Genomic DNA, 18,756 nt, shown 5'->3' with positions numbered 1-18,756 from the left:
TTACTTCGCTTGTTTCCTGTTCTTATTTCAGTTTTTTAACTTGAGGATTATTTTTTGATATAATCGTACGTTATATCGGTTAAGTACAATCCGTGTGCGGGAACTGAAAACCCGGCCTTTTCCCTGCTTTTGCTGGCGATAATGTTTTCAAAATCCTGCAGCGAAATTTTATGTAAACCAATATTAATTAAAGTCCCTACAATGGAGCGAACCATATTTCTTAAAAAGCGATTCGCAGAAATCGTAAAAACCAATTTGTCGTTTTCCTTTTTCCAATACGCCTCAAAAATCGTGCAATCAAAGGTGTTTACATCAGTATTCACTTTTGAAAAACATTGAAAATCGGTATGCTTCAGTAAAATTTTTGCCGCTTCATTCATCAAAGCTACATCTAAATTTTGATTAAAGTACCAGCTCAATTCTTCCAAAAATGGATTTTTAACAGTGTTGATGCGATATTCGTACGTTCTTTTGGTGGCATCAAAGCGACAATGCGCTTCATCGTGAACCAAAATCAGGTCAAAAATGGCAATGCTTTTAGGTAAATACGAATTGAGTTTATGAACCAGAGTCGGGATGTCAATTGGAGTTTCAAAATCAAAATGAGCATACATTTCCTGAGCATGAACACCGCTATCCGTGCGTCCGGCTCCCATAACATTTATGGTCGAATTTAGCAAAACAGAAAGTGCTTTGTTTAAAGTCTCCTGTACAGAAGAGGCGTTTGGCTGAATTTGCCAGCCGTGATAAGGTGTTCCGTTATAGGCGAATTGAATAAAATATCTCAAAGTAAAGGTTCATAGGTTTTGAGGGACAAAGGTACAAAGGTTTTTTTTAAAAGTGGTACAGGTTCGTTTCTTACACATTCACAAATCGTAGAGACGCACTGCTGTGCGTCTCAACAATGCGGTGATGAATAAGGTAGAGACGCACGTAGAGACGCACAGCAGTGCGTCTCAACAATTATTAAAAATTAGAACGGATCAAAGACGCACAGCAGTGCGTCTCTACGGAAAAACCTTTGTACCTTTGCGCCTCTGAACCTTCTTTTACCTTAATAGAAATTGAAAAAAATCCTCCTTCTTTCCGATACGCACAGTCATATTGATGACGTTATTTTAAAATATGTAGCACAGGCTGATGAAGTTTGGCATGCCGGAGATATTGGAGATCTGAATGTTACCGATACGATAAAAAAGCTGAAACCGTTGCGCTGTGTTTATGGAAACATAGACGATGCTAAGGCAAGACTGGAATTTCCGCTGCACAATCGTTTTATGTGTGAAAATGTTTCCGTCTGGATTACGCATATTGGAGGCTATCCGGGAAAATACAATCCAAGTATCAGAGAAGAAATGACATTAAATCCGCCGAAGTTGTTTATTTGTGGGCATTCTCATATTCTGAAAGTGATGTTTGATAAAAAGAACAATTTGCTGCACATGAATCCCGGTGCTGCGGGCAAAAGTGGCTTTCATCAAATGCGGACGATGCTGCGATTTGTAATTGATGATGATAAGATAAAAGATTTGGAGATTGTAGAAATCGGTAAAAAATAAAGATTTACTAAATTGGAACTTCTATTTTTACCGTGGTGCCTGTAACTTCATTTTTTTTAGAAGTAATATTGAAATTTCCTTTCAGTTTTTTAATTCGCGCTCTGATTCGGTTAAGGCCAAAACCTTCTGTTTCGTTTAGCTTTCCAATAGTAAACCCTTTTCCGTTATCCTGAATAGTGATTATGAGTCGATTGTTTTTTTCGTGCAGAACGATTTCAGCTTTTGATGCGTTGCTATGTTTTATAATATTGTTAAGTAGTTCTGATACAATAAAATAAATGTTCATTTCGAATTTTTCAATGTACCTTTTTTTGGTAGGAATAGAACTTGAAAATTGAAAATGAAGGTTTGAATTTGAGTTTTTCTCGCATAAATCTTCCAAAGCATACAGTAGACCAAAACGAACTAAAAGCACAGGAATTAATTCATGAGAAATATCGCGTAGACGATCGTGAACTTCTTCCAGAATCGCTTTGGCTTTAGTGATTTCGTCTGATTGAATGTTGTTTTGAGCTGTAAATGTATTGAGATGCAAACCAACAGAAGAAAGCAAGGAATTGATGTCGTCATGTAGAAAGGAAGCTATTTTTTTTCGTCCGATTTCCTGACTGTCAATAGCGGCGTTGATTATGTTAAGCTGTATTTTTTGCTTGATGTCTTTTTGTTTGTTTTTTCGTTTTAGCTGGTTATTCTGGTAGTAGAAATAGAATAAAATCAATACCATTATCACCAGAATAAATACTAAACTGACTGTGTTTTTATTCACGGTGGGATGAGACTGAAGTGGGGGACTCTTTGTGATTTTTTCAGTAATTCCAGTCTCTTTCAAGAGTTTATTGTGCTGGCTGGTAACAGCGTTTGAACTAAAGGTCCAAAAAAAGAAATAGAGTAGCAGTATCCTGAAAATTGACATACAAGAATGCACTTAGGGTTTTATTAAATTGTTTTTTAAAGCATATTTTACAAGGCCGATCACGTTTTTCATCTTTAACTTTTTCATGATGTTTTTTCGATGCGTTTCAACGGTATTGAGGCTTATAAAAAGTTCTTCGCTTATTTCTTTACCACTGTATTCCAATGAGATCAGAGTAATAATCTCCAGTTCTCTGGGGCTTAGTATTTGATTTTCTTCAAAAGAGTTTTTGTTCAATTTTGGATTGTTCCGGGTAAAGCTGGCAAAGATTTTTTCTCTTACGTGATCATCAAAATATTCCTGATCAGCGTTGACGACTTTAATGGCTTCAATAATATTTTCTCCGGCACTTTTTTTTGTGAGATAGCCTTTTGCGCCCAGTTTCATTACTTCTTTTACGATTTTTAAATCGTCGTAACTGGAAAGAATAATGACTTTACAAGGGAAACTTTTTCGGCTGAATTCCTTTAATACTTCAATTCCATCCATATTTGGCATGCTGATATCCAGTAATAAAATAGCAGCATTGTTTTTTATTACGTCTTCATATATAGTAGTTCCGTCTAATGAGCTGCCTACCACTTCAAAGTCATGGACAGTATGTAATAAATTGCTTAGACCGTCTATGAGTACCTGATGATCATCGGCAAGATGTATTCTTATTTTTTGTGTCATTGGTGCTTTTTGAATCAGGGAAACTCAAATTTATGAAAAATAACTTACAATGAGCATTTTCTTGGGTATTTTGGCAGGGCAGGTGGGACAGACTGAAACTGGATCAAGACATATTGTTGTGGAGGGACAAATATCTTGTAGTTCCGTAATTTCGAATCAAGTTAAAAAGTTGTGGGATAATTTTTAGAAATTTCTTTTGTTAGAAGTAGCAGATCTTATACTTTTTCGCCACAGCTTTTTAAGTACCTAATTTTCCAACTTCTCGCTTTGACGATCTCGCCAAGCCGCTAAGTTTTTTTTTCTATTTTTAAGTTCCATCTTTCAGTTCTCTACTTTCTCGCTTTGTATTTCTAAAAATGTTATAGAGTCTCAAAGTTTTTTTCTGTTTTTTTATTAAAACTTTGCGATTTTGCGACTCTGCGAGATTTTTACTTCCCCACAACTTTTGGACTTGATCCCTGAAACTTTTAGGCACAAAAAAACCCGGATCATAAAATCCGGGTTTTTTCACACAAATAAATTAAGTTTATAGGTTTACCTCAAACGATCTACAGATTTTACAAGATCTTCATCCTTTTTGATGGCCTTATTAGCTAAAACTAATAACACGATAGCAACAATCGGTAGAAACATCCCAATACCTTTCTCAGAAACTTGTACAGTTTCTCCAGATAAATTTAGTGATCGATATACAAATAATCCTAATAAAATTAAGTTTAATATTATATTCAGTCTGCCCATTACAAACTGGTTTTGTCTTTTTTTGTATGAAATAATACTTACAATTGTAAGCATTGTGCTTAGACCTAATACTACGGTGTAAATCTGGTCTTGCATAAAATAGAATGCTTTTCCGTTGTTTAATGTCCAAAGCGGAACAAAAAATAGTAGTACCCCCGTTACGATAAAGGTAAGAATTAAATATATAGTTTGAATTCGTTGTATCATGGTCTAAAATTGTTTTACAAAAATATATTTTCTTTTTTATAAATACTATTGTATGATTAAATTTTATTCGTATTATTGCATTATAATACCGTAAGCACTTCATACTGCGGTCAATTCAAAACAATTATCTACCTATTCTTTTTACAATATTTCCGTTAAAATAATTAAATTCATAGAACATTCATGTTTGATATTTCTGCATTAAAAGAAATGAAGCTTGCTGAGCTTCAAGAAATAGCTAAGTTAGCTAAAACTATAAAGTTTAATGGCGTTAAAAAAGAGACTTTAATCAGTCAGATTTTAGCGCACCAAGAAGCGACTGTAGCGCCGCCAGTTAACACTGTGGCCGATGCGGAAATAGTGGATGACAAACCTAAAAGAGCAAGAATTGTTCCGGTCAAAAAAGCGCCGATTAGTAAAAACGCGTCAGCGAGCAAAAATGCACCGGTTCTGGAATTTGATAAAGTAGAGGAAGCCCCTGTGATTGCAGCAACTCCGGAGGTTCCAACTGAGACTCCAAAAGAAGAAGAGGCTGCAGAGAATAAAGTTGTAGAGAAAAAAGGACCCAAAATTGTAAAATTTAATAAGTCAGCTTACGAGAAAAAGGTCGCTCAGCAAAAAGAAAAAGAAGCAGCAAAAGAATTTGTCAACGAGGAAGTTAATGAAAATAGTGATGCTTCGGCTCCAATAGCAGAAAGAACGGAAACTCCCGCTCCGACAACTGAAAAAGCAGAAACGGCTGCTCCGACAAAAAAAATAAATCCGAATCAGACTAAAAACCAGAATCCGAATCAAAATCAAAACCCGAATCAGAATCCAAATCAAAACGGGAACGGAAATGGTAACAGTACGAATCAGAATCCAAATCATAAAAATAAAAAGAATAATTTCAGAGATTCAGATTTTGAATTTGACGGAATTATAGAAAGTGAAGGTGTTCTTGAGATGATGCCAGACGGATATGGTTTCTTACGTTCATCAGATTATAATTATTTAGCGTCTCCGGATGATATTTATTTATCAACTTCACAAATCAGATTATTCGGTTTAAAAACCGGTGATACCGTAAAAGGGGTGGTTCGCCCACCAAAAGAAGGCGAGAAATTTTTCCCTTTAGTTCGTGTACTAAAAATTAATGGTCACGATCCGCAAGTAGTTCGCGATAGAGTTTCTTTCGAACACTTAACTCCGGTTTTTCCTTCAGAAAAATTCAAATTAGCCGAAAAAGGCAGTTCCGTTTCAACCCGTATTATTGATTTGTTTTCTCCAATTGGAAAAGGGCAACGTGGTATGATCGTAGCTCAACCGAAAACCGGTAAAACAATGTTACTAAAAGACATTGCCAATGCAATTGCAGCCAACCACCCTGAAGTTTATTTGATCGTTCTTCTTATTGACGAACGTCCTGAGGAGGTTACTGACATGCAACGCAGTGTTCGTGGAGAAGTAATCGCTTCGACTTTTGACAGAGAGCCACAAGAACACGTAAAAATTGCCAATATTGTACTTGAAAAAGCAAAACGTTTGGTAGAATGTGGCCATGATGTGGTTATTTTATTAGACTCTATTACGCGTTTGGCAAGAGCGTACAATACGGTTCAGCCTGCTTCAGGAAAAGTTTTAAGTGGTGGTGTTGATGCGAATGCATTGCAAAAACCAAAACGTTTCTTTGGTGCGGCCAGAAATGTAGAAAACGGAGGTTCATTAAGTATCATCGCTACTGCATTGACAGAAACAGGTTCTAAAATGGATGAGGTAATCTTTGAAGAATTTAAAGGAACCGGTAATATGGAGTTACAATTGGATCGTAAAATTGCGAACAAACGTATTTTCCCTGCTATCGATTTAACGTCTTCAAGTACACGTCGTGATGATTTATTATTAGACGAAAAAACACTGCAAAGAATGTGGATCATGCGTAAATATCTATCGGATATGAACCCGGTTGAGTCTATGGATTTTGTAAATGACCGTTTCAAAAAAACCAGAAATAACGAAGAGTTTTTGATTTCTATGAATGACTAAGGAGGAAGGTTCTGAGCTGCTAAGGTTCTGAGTTTTTTAACTTGATATTTATTGAATAAAATATATAAAAAAGAGGAGTTTTTAGCTCCTCTTTTTTTGTTTTCTGGTTTATAGGGAAGGGTAAAAGGATGAAGTCTTAAAATTTATGGAGAAGTAAAAAAGAGGCAAGTAAATCTTGTGCAATTATTTCTTTGAGTCTCGTGAAAGCGAAATGCTAAATTAGGAGGTATCATGTTTTTTAAACTTATTATTTTTGCTTGGTTCTGTGTTATTTAGGAAGGGGGAGTAGTTCTAGGTTCTAGGTTCCAGGTTCCAGGTTCCAGGTTTCAGGTTTCAAGTTTCAAGTTTCAGGTTCCGAGTGACTGAGCTTTATAGATTTTGTCTGATAGTGTCATTTCGAAGAATGAGAAATCACATCCAATATTCCATACAGTGTGTGCTCAGCTTTTGTGATTTCTCATTCTTCGAAATTTCGAGGGGGGAGTAGTTTCAGGTTTCAAGTTTCAAGTTCCGAGTGGCTGAGTTTTATAGATTTTGTCTGATAGTGTCATTTCGAAGAATGAGAAATCACATCCAATATTCCATACAGTGTGTGCTCAGCTTGTGTGATTTCTCATTCTTCGAAATGACAAATGGAGTGCGTCCAGCTCTTAGGATTAGTTTTTTTATTTGCTATTTTCATTTCGAGGCACTAATAGTTCTCTTTTATTTCTTCGCAATTTTTAGATTTGATTCCTGAAAGGTTTAAAGCGGCAGAGGTTTTTAAATTTGATTTAATATTTACAGAATAAAATATATAAAAAAAGAGGAGTTTTTAGCTCCTCTTTTTTTGTTTTATTATTTGAAAAATCTTAGAGCCTCAGCTACTTTAAACCTTTGTCCCTCGGTATTAAAAACTCAGAACCTTAGCCACTCAGCACCTCAGTACCTTACTTAATCGGTTTATCAACCACAGGTCTGTTCGCTCTATTGGCTAAATCCCAGGCAACAACAAATGCCAATTGTGTTCTTTTGGTTAAGGCATCGTATTCGATTTTTTCAGGTTCATCACCTTTACCGTGGTAATCTTCGTGCACTCCGTTAAAGAAGAATACAGCAGGAACACCATATTTGGCAAAGTTATAGTGGTCAGAACGCTCGTAAAAATGATTTGGATCTTTTGGGTCGTTAAATTTAAAATCTAAGTCTACTTTGGTGTATTTTTCGTTTTGACTTACAACCGCATTGTGCAAATCTGTAGACAAACGATCCGCTCCAATTACGTAAACATAATTGTTTGATTTGGCATGCTCTACATCGCGACGGCCAATCATATCGATGTTGATGTCGGTAATGGTATTGGCAATTGGAAACAATGGATTCTCAGAATAGTAACGAGAACCGTGTAAACCGTGCTCTTCTCCGGTAACGTGCAAGAATAAAATAGAACGTTTTGGCCCATGTCCGTCTTTTTTTGCTTTTGCGAATGCTTTTGCGATTTCGATAACAGCAACAGTTCCGGATCCGTCATCATCAGCACCGTTATAAACTTCTCCGTTTTTGATACCAACATGGTCGTAATGTGCCGAAATTACCAATACTTCATCCGGTTTTTCTGAACCTTCGATGTAAGCCCAGATATTCTCAGAATCTGGTAGGTTTTCGTTGCGTCTGGCATTTAAGAAAGCTGCCGGAACAGGTTGATAGAAGTCTGTTGCTCCTTTAGGAAATGAAATGCCATTTTTTTTGTATTGCTCAATCATATAAAGACCGGCCTTTTTCTGTCCTTTTGAACCGGTTTCACGGCCTTCCATTTCATCTGAAGCAACCGTATATAACATTGTTTTTAAGTCTTTTTCAGTGATAAGCTTGATGTATTTCGTTGGATCTGAATTGTCTTTCGACGCAACAGACTGCGCATTTTTACAAGAAAATGCAGTAGCAATTAATAATAAGAGAACAATCTTTTTCATTTTTGGTTTAGTGTAAATTGATAAATATGTAAAAAACATAAAAGGTAAGTAAAAATAGAATAAAAAAGGAATTTACAATAAACAGCATTACACTTTTAACAAATGAAACTATTCTTGATTCTCCATAAAAGCGATGATGTGCCGGATAGAAGTAATAACACATCCAGATAACCCCGACGAAGTTGGTAATATTGGAGATGAAACTTAGTGGACTATTCTCTCCAAACAGACCAATTATTTTTGTGATGCTAAATAATATCAGAAACATTAAAAGGAGAAAAGAAAAATAATGTAAGGTAAAGATCCCATGATCAAAATAGTACCATTTCTTTTTGTTGTGAAAAAGCCATAATAGAAAAGCAAAAAATGGCATTATGATAAAAAGGATTTTGGGAATATTATGAATAAAGGATTCAATAAACTTTTCAAAAATCTCTTTTTTGCTATAATGCTTTGTGATATTATAAACTTTTGAGTAAGCCCAATATTCAAATTCTGAAAGTTTTTCTTTTTCTTTTCCGTATTGCTGAATAGAATCGATTTCTTTCATAGGTCTCATATCTAGATAGTTGCTGGAGATTTTCAATTCCTCATCCTTACTGTTTTTATCCGTTTTAGCTATTTCTGCTGATAATACTTTTGCGTTTTTATTGAAATCTTCGCTGACTTTGTTTGGAAATAGGGCAATTAAAAGAAAGGTTATAAAACTGATAAAGATGTATAATCGGACAGGAGCCAAATAAGACAGTCTTTTCCCTGAGAGATACTCTTTGGTTAACGTGGAAGGTTTGAAAAGTAAGTTTCGTATAGTCTTCCAGAAAGCATTTTCGTAATGGGTTAAATCTTCAAAAAAATGAATAAATAAATGGTGAAATGTTTTTCTGGTATCACTGTTTTCCTGGCCGCAATTTGGACAAAATTTTTGCTCCACGACATGTCTGCAATTCAGACAGGTTTTATCTTTTCTAATGGTACTTTTTGACATTGGTTGTATGGACTAAGTTGGTTTTGGTAAGCTGGTTGTTATTTTTTTAAGACTTCTTTTAAGAAAAGTTGTAAATGTTCAAAAGCTCTTTTTGCAGCAACCGGATTATAAGCAGCACCTTTTGAATTGTCGTTTCCTGCTTCAGGATTTGTAAAAGAGTGAACCGCATTGGCATAATAAATCATTTGCCAATCGGCTTTTGAATCACGAAATTCTTGTTGAAGAGTTGTTATTTCCTCTTGTGATACATAAGGATCATCGGCACCGTGGCAAATCAAAATTTTTGATGAAATTGGTGCTACTGGTCTTGTACCTTCTTTACCCAGTCCGCCGTGAAAAGAAACAATACCTTTTAGATTTAGTTTTCCGCGCACTGCTTCAAGGACCCCGCTACCACCAAAACAATATCCAATTGCGACAATATTATCAGTATCGGCACCGGATTTTATTAATTGTTGTAAAGCAAGGTTGATCCTGTTTTGATATTCAGTAAAGTTGGTTTTGTAATGACCGGCTATTTTTGATGCTTCAGTAGTATTTTTAGGATAGTTTCCTTCGCCATAGATATCAGCAATAAAAACATGATACCCTAGTTTCGATAAATTTTCTGCAATTCCTTTTGAAGCATTATCGATTCCGAGCCATGCCGGCAAAAGTAAAATTCCCGGATTGCTAGGGCTTTTTTTGGCTGATTTTATAAATAATCCGTTTAAGGTCTGATTTCCGTCGGCGTATTTTACAGGTTTTAATTGAGCGCTTATAGTGCTAGAAAATAGAATGGTAGCAAAAAGCAGCATAGTGTGGTTTTTCATAAATTTACAATTTTTAACAAATATCAGAAATATTACGATACAAAAAAACCTCGAAAGATATTTCCTCCAAGGTTTGATTTTGAGATGCTAAAAGTTAAAAATTACTCTCCCGGGTGATAAGTACGTTCGGCATTTTTTGTAATATCTTCTTTGTAGAATAAAACGTCTTTAAACTTTCCTTTTTGGTACATTTCTGCCTGATCGGTAAAATGTTTAGAAGTTTCATCACCACTATTCCCTCCGGCTAATAATGATTTTGCTTTTATTTTTGGACCAAATTCAACGGCACAAACAAAACTATTACCATTGTAACCGTAACGTTTTTTTGAATTGTTTTGGTAATTGCTTTTAAAGGCAGGTAAACTTCCCCAGGAAGAAGGGCCAAATGCGATTGGTAAACTCGGTTTGGAGTCATCGTATTGTAGCACCAGATCTCCGCTTGTACGTTGAAAACGGTTGATTTCGCCCCACGCAACCTGCCAGGTTCCCCATTTGGTTTTTAATTCTTTTAAAACCGATTGTAATTGCGGGATTAGTTGTGAAGTCGTTGCATTTTGGGCAAAACGTTTGGTGTTTTCGACCTGATCCGGTTCACCTTCATCAATGTAAGCTTTTTGAATAATTGGGTCTAATTTATAAGCCCATTCAACGGCGAGGGTAGTTGCAACGGAGTTTTCTTTGGCATAATAGTCCCAATTTTTTAATAAAGTGATCGGCTCAATTAAATCAGAGTATTCAGGATCAGTAGCTTTTATGTTTTTTTCGAAGACCGTGATCAAACTTGGAATGAGCACTTCAAAAATGGATAACTTAGTGTCGTAACCATCAGCGATTACTTTATCAAGCGTATAGTTGTTTCCTTTGCTAAAAATTCGAACCGCATTTACACCTCTGAAATTTTCCCCGTCGGGAGCCATATAAGGCAAATAGTTTTCTTTTTTTGGACTATTTTCTGCTGCCGAAGTATAAGGTGTTGAATTGCAATTCTGAATCCAACCGTTTACAGGATTGTACAAATGAACGGTTTCGTTAACGTCATGCAAACCTTTCCATTGTGTAGCAGAAACAGATCCGTCTATCACTTTAGACCAATTAAGTGTTTTGTCTCTAATCGGGATATAATTACCATGCCAATAGGCAATATTTCCTTTGTTATCAGCATAAACGGTGTTGTTTGAGGTGTTGGCTTTTAGATCCATGGCTTTTTTGTACTCCTCAAAATTCTTTGATTTGCTTCTTACCCAGCTTTGAATTAAGCTGTTCATAGAACGATTCATCGATTTCAAACTAATCCATTTTCCATCACGTTTGGCCATAATCGGACCGTTATTGGTAAAATAGGTTTTGATTTTTTTAGCAATTAATTTCTCTTTTTCAGTGTAATTTATTGTGATTTCTTTCTCAATAACAGGAACTAACTTTTTATCAAATTCATAAAAAAGTTTTCCCTTTTTGTTGGTGATTTTTTCCGCGTACATATCAGCAACATCTACATTGGATGAGGTGTGCATCCAGCCGCAATTTTCGTTGAAACCCTGATAGATAAAAAATTGCCCCCAGGTTACAGCACCATATGCATTCAATCCTTCTTCGCTCGTGACTTGAACTTCGGGTCTGAAATAAAAGGTAGTGTGTGGATTAATGTACAAAATCGAATTTCCGTCAGCTGTTTTAGACGGAGCAAAAGCAAAACCATTTGAACCGGTTTGTACATTTTTTTCTCTTTCTACGTAAGCTACCTTGTCATTGTTTCCGGAATAAAAGGCTTTAAGTTCTGCGGTCGAAAGATCCGCAGTGCTAATGGCACCAATACTTCCGTCTGTCCATAAAAGCGGATACCAAGGCTCAAAATGCGTTAAAAGGGCAGGTTTGACCTCGGGATGTTTGTATAAATAAAAATTAATCGCGTCGGCATAGCTGTTCAAAAGTTTTTTAAGCCATACGGGTGCTTTTTTGTAGTCAGATTTAGCTTCTTCGGCGTCAATTAAAAGACGAATTTCTAAATCATTGTATAAAACCGATTCGCCTTTAATTTCAGCAAGACGACCCAGTTTTTCAATATAATTCATTTCGATTCGTTTAAAATCATCTTCACATTGCGCATAAAGCAAACCAAAAACAGCATCAGCATCCGTCTTTCCGTAAATATGCGGAATGCCCCAATTGTCTCGGATAATGGTTACTTGCTGCGCCAATTTTTCCAGTCGATTGGCTTCTTTTGTATTGATTTTTTGTGCAAAAGCGGTTAAGGTTGTGCAAGAAACCAAAACGATAAGTTTAATCTTTTTTAAATGCTGTAACATGATTATTTGATGTTAAATTTTTGTCCTGCCGTATAAATTCCCATTTGTAAATTCTCAATCGAAATAAGATTGTTCTTTTTAGATTTTACAATCCCTTTTGGGTTTTTAATTACAATAACTTCGCTGTCTCCGGCTACTTCAATTTGATTGTTTCTAACAATAATGGCGGTAGCTTCATCGATTCCAATTCCTGTCAAATGAGGAAATTCAACCATTGCCGAAAGCAATCTGTTGTAGCGGTTTCTTTTTAAAAAGTGCTGGTCAATAATGGCGGTTTTCAATAAACCTAAGCCTTCAGCTGTTTCTAAATTGTCGTGTCGGATATTGTCAAAAGTACCGGAGTATTCTTTTTCCAGTTTTTGGTTTCCGGTAATCATTTTCTCAGACATTACTGCCGCTCCGGCACTTGTTCCCGAAATGGTACTTCCGTTTTCGTAAGCTTTTTGTATGGCCGTTTTTATCGGAGTATTGTGTACAACTTTCATAAAACGGAGCTGATCACCACCACTTATAAAGATTAATTTTGCTTTTTGTACTGAATCTGCCAGTTTTTTATTTTGTGCGGTTTCGGTATTGAAATTCAACATCACAATTGGATTTTTCGTCAGTTTTACCATTTGATCTTTAAAAAACTGAAACGAACCGTCCGGCTCTTCGCTTGACATGGGTAAAACGACAATATAGTCTGTTGCTTTTAAATCTGCGACTTCCAGTACTTGTTTCATCAGTTCATCAGACCGGTCTCCGCCACCAATTATAAATAATTTCCCTTTTGGATTTTGGGCTTGCGCAACAGTGCTGGAAAAGCTCAGGATTGTAATTAAAATAAAAAGTACAAAAGAATAAGGCAAATAAAGTGGTTTTTTCATGGCAGTTATTTTTTGGTGGTTATTTGGTTGTTGAATGCGTTTCTATGAATTGTAACACGCTGCTATTGACTATAGAAAGAATGTCTTTTTCTTTGTTTAAATCGACTTTTACGGCCTGATCTCTTGGACTGTGGTAATCCGCATGAAAGCCGCTGAAAAAAGTCATTATCGGAATTCCTTTTGTTGTAAAAGAAGCGTAATCGCTCCCGGTATGTCCATTAGTTTCCCAAAGATCAAGTTCAAACGGATTTTGAAGGTTTTGATTGCCTGCAGCAGCGATTTTTCTTAAGTTTTCGTCTTCTTTTTGAGTACCAATACTTAAAATGCGTTGTTTGGTATCTTCGGGAGCACTTCTTGAAATCATGTCCATATTAACACAAAGAAGGATTTTCTGTTGGTTTAAATCTAAATGCTGAACAAAGTATTCACTTCCCAAAAGTCCCGTTTCTTCGGCAGTCCAAGAGGCAAAAACAATGTTGTATGGCGGTTTTATTTTAGATGCTGACCAGTTTTTTGCCAAAGCCAACATTCCTGATACACCCGAAGCATTATCGTCAGCGCCATTGTAAATAGAATCCTTTTTGATGCCTAAATGATCGTAATGCGCTCCAATTATAATGGATTTAGAAGTATCTTTTCCCGGAATCATCCCGATTACATTGCGAACCGGAAAAGTTTCTGACTTCAAGTCAATTGAAAAATTACATTTTTTATTTTTTAATAAGGAAGAAGAAGTTTTTAATTGCTGTGCCGCTTTTTTTTCTGTTTCGGCTAATTGAATGGAGGTCCCAGTCAGAATTTTTTCGGTCGCTGGTGCAGATAGTCTAAAGATGGGAATAGAAAGGGACGTGGGATTTTCTAAGGAATCGAAAGTGTAATTGTCTGTTGATTTTGGTTTAAAATTCCCCGTCACATCCAAAAAAATGACAGCTATAGCCCCTTGCTGTATGGCGTTTTGGATTTTGGTTTCTTCTAAATTATTTTCTTCGGGAAACCATTTCTTAAATTTTTTAAAGCCAACTGAAGCAGTGTCTTTGTAACCCGGATAGCCTTCTAGAACTAAAACAACTTTATCTTTTGCTGATATTTTTGTATAGTCATCATAGTTTTCTTTTGAAACGCTTAATCCATAGCCGACAAATACAATTCCGGCTTCTTGTTTTGAAGATTTGTCGACAGGCGTTACTTTGTATTCTGATTTTGGAGAAAGTAAAATTGTGTTGTTATTTCCGCTGTCTATAGCTAAAGAAACAGATTGAACTGCATGTCTTTTGATATTGAAGTCCTGAAAAAAAGTATTGTTTTTGGATGGAGACGAATTGTTGTAGGGAAGTAGTTGGTACAATTCCATCATGGATGCAATATAGTCTGCGGCTTTAAATCCGCCTTTACTGGTTGGTTCACGGCCTTCCATCCAGTCAGAAGCTAAAAAAGACAATGTTCCTGAAAAATCACTTTTTACAGGATTTGGAACACTGGTTTGCGAAAACAAAATTGATTTACAGAAGAATAGAACAACTAAAGAAAGTTTTTGTAATCGCATACTTTTTTATTTTAAGTTTATTATAAGCTTATATTTCGTTTAAAAGCACAACCTAATTCTACCATTGAATCTGTTTTTGCAATTCCCGGAATATTATCGACTTTCTCGTATAATATTTTGCGCATATGTTCGTGGTTTTTTGCTGTAATTTTGAGGTATAGTGTATAGGAACCGGTTACAAAATAACATTCTGTAATTTCGGGTATTTCTTTTAAAGCTTCGATAATTCTTTCCGAATCCGAATCTTTATTCAATGTTATTCCGGTAAAAGAAGCCCAATCGTAACCAATAAGTTTTTCGTTTAGGATTGGCTTGATGCCCGTAATGATCCCTTGTTCAAATAAACGATTAATGCGTTGGTGCACCATGGTATTTGAAATTTTAAGATTAGTAGCGATCGTAGAATAGGCAATTCTTCCGTCTTTTTCTAATTCCTTTATAATTTTCACATCAAATTCATCTAAAATATCCATGTAACTTTTTTACGTTTAGTTTATGTAAAGATAAAAATAAGTCTAATGTACCTGAGTAAATATTAAATTTTAAAATGACTTAATTACATGTTAAAATAAGTTATATTGGTTTTATTAAGCTTATTTATAAGTTAAAAATAACTATTTATTCGCAATAAATCAATAAATTTTATATTTTTGCATTAATAAAAGAAAATATCATGGGACATAAACTAGAATCACTTTCATCAAAATCTGAGGTTTTGATCGAAAAAGAGAACAAATACGGAGCTCATAATTACCACCCGCTTCCGGTAGTTTTGGAAAAAGGAGAAGGCGTATACGTTTGGGATGTGGACGGTAAAAAGTATTATGACTTTTTATCTGCTTATTCTGCCGTAAATCAAGGACACTGTCATCCAAAAATTGTTGGAGCCATGGTGAATCAGGCGCAAACGCTTACTTTGACGTCCCGTGCCTTTTACAACGACCAATTAGGAAATTATGAAGAATATGTAACCAATTATTTTGGTTTTGATAAAGTTTTACCAATGAATACGGGTGCGGAAGCAGTAGAAACTGCTCTAAAACTTTGTAGAAAATGGGCGTATGAGGTAAAAGGAATTCATGAAAATCTGGCTCAGATTATTGTTTGTGAGAACAATTTTCACGGAAGAACGACTACCATTATTTCTTTTTCGAATGATGAAGGAGCGCGTAAAAACTTCGGTCCTTTTACAGACGGATTTATAAAAATTGAATACGATAATTTAGCAGCTCTTGAAAAAGCGCTGGAATCATCAAAAAATATTGCCGGTTTTCTTGTAGAGCCAATTCAAGGAGAAGCAGGAGTTTATGTTCCTTCTGAAGGTTATTTAGCAAAAGCGAAAGAACTTTGTGAGAAACATAATGTTTTGTTTATTGCTGATGAAGTTCAGACGGGAATTGCCCGTACAGGGAAATTATTGGCTGTTCACCACGAAAATGTGCAACCTGATATTTTAATTTTAGGAAAAGCAATTTCAGGTGGAGTTTATCCGGTTTCTGCGGTTTTGGCGAATAACGAAATCATGAATGTAATCAAACCGGGACAACACGGATCTACTTTTGGTGGAAATCCTGTTGCTGCGGCTGTTGCCATTGCGGCACTTGAGGTTGTTAAAGACGAAAAACTGGCTGAAAATGCAGAACGTTTAGGGATTCTTTTAAGAAAAGGATTAAATGAAATTGCAGAACGTAACGATTTAATCACCCTGGTTCGTGGAAAAGGATTATTGAATGCCATCGTAATCAACTGCGGTGAAGATTCAGATCTGGCTTGGGAAATCTGTCTGAAATTCAGAGATAACGGATTATTGGCCAAACCAACTCACGGTAATAAAATCAGATTGGCACCACCATTGGTTATGACTGAGGCTCAAATTGAGGAATGTCTTGAGATTATCGAGAAATCTTTGAATGAGTTTAGAAGTTAAAATTTCATTTTATTATTAGTTCATATAGAAACCATTCGTTGCGACGAATGGTTTTTTTTTGAGATCTATTTAAATGCATTATCTCGAAATGTCTCTTTGCCATTCATCAGAGTGAGCAAAATTTGTGTTTTACTGATGTCCTGCGGTGGTATATCGAAAAGGTTTTTATTAAGAACAATTAGATCTGCACGTTTGCCAACACGCAACGATCCGATACGGTCTTCCATTCCTAAAATGTAAGCAGAATTAATAGTACTGGCCCGCAATGCTTGTTCAAGTGTAATTCTTTCGGATGCAGGAGGCATAATCGGTCGCTTGGGTGTGCCGCGTCCGCTAATCATTTCACGAGTTATCGCTACCTGAATTGCTTCCAACGGCTTGAAAGTGCTGTAGTAACCTGCGGCTGGCCAGTCGGTGCCAAAAGCAATGCGTCCTCCGGCGGCGGCCACAGAACCGATACGCATAAATTCTGTACTGACTACTTGTTCTCCCAGACGATCAATGGCAACACCCAGGTTCGCGGCATCCGGCATAGCCCACTGTGCTGAAAATTGTGCGCTAACATCTAGTAATTTAAAGCGTTTGATATCAGAATCTGTCAGATACATGATGTGGCTGGCCGTATGACGGGTCTTATTTTTTGGATAGCTGGCACGGGCAGCTGCAACGGCATCGAGATAAACACGTGCTGCTCGGTCGCCAAAAGCATGAGAAAACGTATTGATACCTGCTGCATGAGCACGGGTAACAACAGCTGTCATTATAGCTGCCGGAATAATCAGATCACCGCTTGTATTTGGTTTATCAGCATAGGGTTTTAGCATAGCAGCAGTGTATTGCGCATCGCCGCCATCGACATTAATTTTTAAAGTAGTTGCGGAAACAAGTTCACTGTTAAAGCGACGACGAAGCTCTTTAATAATGGGTAACGGATCTTCTTTCGGGTTGTTGTAATAGTGAGCACCTACTACTCGTACGGGTAGTGTACCAGCTTTTTCGAGCGATTGGTACATTGCAAAGCCGTCTTCTTCCTTCATACCGATGATACCGGCATCGAACACAGCTGTGATGCCCGCTTTGGAAAATGCTTTCAGACTATTTTGCAACGTTGTCAACATCTCCTCAGGATTGGGAGGTGCAAGTGCCGCTAAAAGCTGGAACATAGCAGCCACTTCTATTACATATCCGGTAGGCTTTCCGGTTTTAGGGTCTCGCTCAAAACGGCTGACACCGGGAACAGGGTCGGGTGTTTGAGCTGTAATATTGGCTATTTCGAGAGCCTTAGAATTGACCCATGCCGAATGGCCATCAATGGCAACCAACATCACCGGACGGTCGGACACAATTTTATCGATATCTTCTTTCTTTGGTCCTGTGGCAGGGAAGGCTGTATAGCGCCAGCCAAATCCACGAACGACCACATCTTTTGGGTTTGCATTTGCATAGTTTTTCACTGCAGCCAGCATTGCTTTCGGATCATCAAATTGAAGATCAGCACCCAATGTAGTCCAAGATAACATTGGATGGATATGTGACTCTACGAAACCCGGCAAAACCATTTTTCCGTTGAGTTCCACAACCTTTGTATTTGGCCCAACGAAGGGCTCGACACCTTCTGCATTACCAACATATACAATAGTATCCCCACGTACGGCAACGGCCTCTGCCCATTGCTGGCGCTCTTCTACAGTAAATACTTTACCACCACGAAGCACAATGTTTGCCGGAGCAATAGTGGATGAATGACTTTTCTTATTGAAAAACTGGTAGGTGAAGTATCCTCCCGCGATCAATAGCAACACAAGTACAAGACGAAGTAACATAGATTGTTTTAACATAATCGTACTGAGATTTAAAATGAGTTTCTAGTATAATTTAGTTTCACTCAAAGTTAAGATTATTGTGAATAAACCTCAACTTAATAGATAAAGTTTTTTATTTTTTAAAAATATAATATTCTGATGGTTAGATTTTTATAGATGTACTGCGTGATTTTAGGTTTGCTAAACGTCATCGTAATGAAATGCAATGTAGATTCAGATCTTGCTTAGGAATGTCTTGAGATTATCGGGAAATCTTTGAACGAGTTTAGAAGTTAAAATTTCATTTTATTATTAGTTTATATGGAAACCATTCGTTGCGACGAATGTTTTTTTGTTTAAAAGCTAATTAGAGTATTTATTTGGATTTATTGATTTGATGACTGCACTAATTTAGAGCTAATTTATGTAAGGAAATAAAAAGT

The 18,756-nt window shown here is 36.5% G+C and carries 15 protein-coding genes; 3 read left to right on the top strand and 12 right to left on the bottom strand.

What is annotated here, in order from left to right:
- Window positions 1-47: 47 nt before the first annotated feature.
- Window positions 48-788: a tRNA pseudouridine(38-40) synthase TruA gene (truA, locus tag LNP23_RS19965; protein WP_230002582.1), complete on the bottom strand. Its 741-nt coding sequence runs from the start codon at window positions 786-788 to the stop codon at window positions 48-50.
- Window positions 789-1,064: 276 nt separating this feature from the next.
- Here truA and LNP23_RS19960 point away from each other — a divergent pair, with 276 nt between their 5' ends.
- Window positions 1,065-1,559, top strand: coding sequence for a metallophosphoesterase family protein (locus LNP23_RS19960; RefSeq protein ID WP_230002581.1), 495 nt, complete (start codon window positions 1,065-1,067; stop codon window positions 1,557-1,559).
- Window positions 1,560-1,566: 7 nt separating this feature from the next.
- Here the strand turns inward: LNP23_RS19960 and LNP23_RS19955 are convergent, their stop codons facing one another.
- The 3 genes from LNP23_RS19955 to LNP23_RS19945 form a co-directional block, all read right to left on the bottom strand.
- The gene (locus tag LNP23_RS19955; RefSeq protein ID WP_230002580.1) at window positions 1,567-2,283 is read right to left on the bottom strand and encodes a sensor histidine kinase; all 717 of its coding nucleotides are present in this window, start codon (window positions 2,281-2,283) and stop codon (window positions 1,567-1,569) included.
- Window positions 2,284-2,484: 201 nt separating this feature from the next.
- Entirely contained in the window at window positions 2,485-3,147 is a 663-nt protein-coding gene (locus tag LNP23_RS19950; protein WP_047773550.1) for a response regulator, read from the bottom strand.
- Between the two features lie 534 nt (window positions 3,148-3,681).
- Entirely contained in the window at window positions 3,682-4,095 is a 414-nt protein-coding gene (locus LNP23_RS19945; RefSeq protein WP_230002579.1) for a DUF4293 domain-containing protein, read from the bottom strand.
- A 183-nt stretch (window positions 4,096-4,278) separates the two neighbouring features.
- On the opposite strand from LNP23_RS19945, the gene rho reads away from it, so the two are divergent.
- A complete protein-coding gene (gene rho, locus LNP23_RS19940) occupies window positions 4,279-6,120 on the top strand; it encodes a transcription termination factor Rho (protein WP_230002578.1) in 1,842 nt (613 codons plus the stop codon).
- A 929-nt stretch (window positions 6,121-7,049) separates the two neighbouring features.
- Here rho and LNP23_RS19935 read toward each other — a convergent pair.
- The 7 genes from LNP23_RS19935 to LNP23_RS19905 all read right to left on the bottom strand — a co-directional run bounded on the left by LNP23_RS19935 (window position 7,050) and on the right by LNP23_RS19905 (window position 15,057).
- Window positions 7,050-8,072, bottom strand: coding sequence for a M28 family peptidase (locus LNP23_RS19935; RefSeq protein ID WP_230002577.1), 1,023 nt, complete (start codon window positions 8,070-8,072; stop codon window positions 7,050-7,052).
- Window positions 8,073-8,079: 7 nt separating this feature from the next.
- On the bottom strand, window positions 8,080-9,057 hold the full coding sequence (locus LNP23_RS19930; protein WP_230002576.1) for a DUF3667 domain-containing protein: 978 nt from the start codon (window positions 9,055-9,057) through the stop codon (window positions 8,080-8,082).
- Window positions 9,058-9,095: 38 nt separating this feature from the next.
- A complete protein-coding gene (locus LNP23_RS19925; protein WP_230002575.1) occupies window positions 9,096-9,869 on the bottom strand; it encodes a dienelactone hydrolase family protein in 774 nt (257 codons plus the stop codon).
- 101 nt (window positions 9,870-9,970) lie between these two features.
- Window positions 9,971-12,172: a penicillin acylase family protein gene (locus LNP23_RS19920; RefSeq protein WP_230002574.1), complete on the bottom strand. Its 2,202-nt coding sequence runs from the start codon at window positions 12,170-12,172 to the stop codon at window positions 9,971-9,973.
- A 2-nt stretch (window positions 12,173-12,174) separates the two neighbouring features.
- Complete coding sequence (locus LNP23_RS19915) at window positions 12,175-13,041, bottom strand: cyanophycinase (RefSeq protein WP_230002573.1); 867 nt, start codon at window positions 13,039-13,041, stop codon at window positions 12,175-12,177.
- Window positions 13,042-13,060: 19 nt separating this feature from the next.
- Entirely contained in the window at window positions 13,061-14,584 is a 1,524-nt protein-coding gene (locus tag LNP23_RS19910) for a M20/M25/M40 family metallo-hydrolase (protein WP_230002572.1), read from the bottom strand.
- A 20-nt stretch (window positions 14,585-14,604) separates the two neighbouring features.
- Window positions 14,605-15,057, bottom strand: a complete 453-nt coding sequence (locus LNP23_RS19905) for an Lrp/AsnC family transcriptional regulator (protein WP_047773536.1) — start codon at window positions 15,055-15,057, stop codon at window positions 14,605-14,607.
- Window positions 15,058-15,257: 200 nt separating this feature from the next.
- Between LNP23_RS19905 and rocD the strand changes: the two genes are divergently transcribed.
- Window positions 15,258-16,511, top strand: coding sequence for an ornithine--oxo-acid transaminase (gene rocD, locus LNP23_RS19900; protein ID WP_230002571.1), 1,254 nt, complete (start codon window positions 15,258-15,260; stop codon window positions 16,509-16,511).
- Window positions 16,512-16,576: 65 nt separating this feature from the next.
- Here the strand turns inward: rocD and LNP23_RS19895 are convergent, their stop codons facing one another.
- A complete protein-coding gene (locus LNP23_RS19895; protein ID WP_230002570.1) occupies window positions 16,577-18,349 on the bottom strand; it encodes an amidohydrolase in 1,773 nt (590 codons plus the stop codon).
- Between the last annotated feature and the right edge of the window lie 407 nt (window positions 18,350-18,756).

Source organism: Flavobacterium cupriresistens, assembly GCF_020911925.1.
Lineage (GTDB): Bacteria > Bacteroidota > Bacteroidia > Flavobacteriales > Flavobacteriaceae > Flavobacterium > Flavobacterium cupriresistens.
The sequence above is the reverse complement of the archived record's forward strand: the minus strand, read 5'-3'. Positions and strand labels throughout refer to the sequence as shown.